Origin of the sequence: Nostoc sp. MG11, assembly GCF_014904695.1 — a bacterium.
Lineage (GTDB): Bacteria > Cyanobacteriota > Cyanobacteriia > Cyanobacteriales > Nostocaceae > Komarekiella.
In genome coordinates this window covers 1-502 of sequence record NZ_JACXXN010000237.1, presented here as the reverse complement: position 1 = coordinate 502, position 502 = coordinate 1, and the positions used below count along the sequence as shown (strand labels likewise).

Sequence of the window (502 nt, the reverse complement as noted above, 5' to 3'; positions counted from 1 at the left end):
ATTCAACGGTGGAGGGGTCGATTTGGGCGCAAATAACAGAAAAATTACTTTGAAGAATAGCGGGTGCTGGTGTAAGTTCACCGTTTTTAAGTAGTCCAAGTTGCCGGAGTGCGTCTTTGTCCTTTTTGAAGTGCAGGACACCGAGTGGCTCACCATTTAAAAATACAGCTTCTCTAAGTTTAGAGGCTGAAGTTTCTACGCTCGCTTGACGGTAATTTTGATCCGAGAATATTTGACCTTTGAAATCGTAAAAGTTAATTTTGTTGATTTTAAGTAGATTACCGTTGGCAGATTCGCCCAGCACAAAAGCCTGATCTCCAGTAAGGGAGATTGAAGTAAGTTTTAACTTCAAGGGATTACCATTTTTGAGGTAATTAAAGCTTTTTAATTGTTCGACAGAATCGTTGTCTAACTCACCTAAAGTTTTGCCATCAAGTTTGATTTTGACGGTTTTGTCAGGAACCTTCTCAGTCCCAAACTCTAAATTGACAGGTTCGCAGTT

The 502-nt window shown here is 39.8% G+C and carries 1 pseudogene; it reads right to left on the bottom strand.

Features of this window, described 5'->3' with window-relative positions:
• Positions 1-502, bottom strand: a pseudogene (locus HCR01_RS38270) (hypothetical protein); the annotation flags it as partial.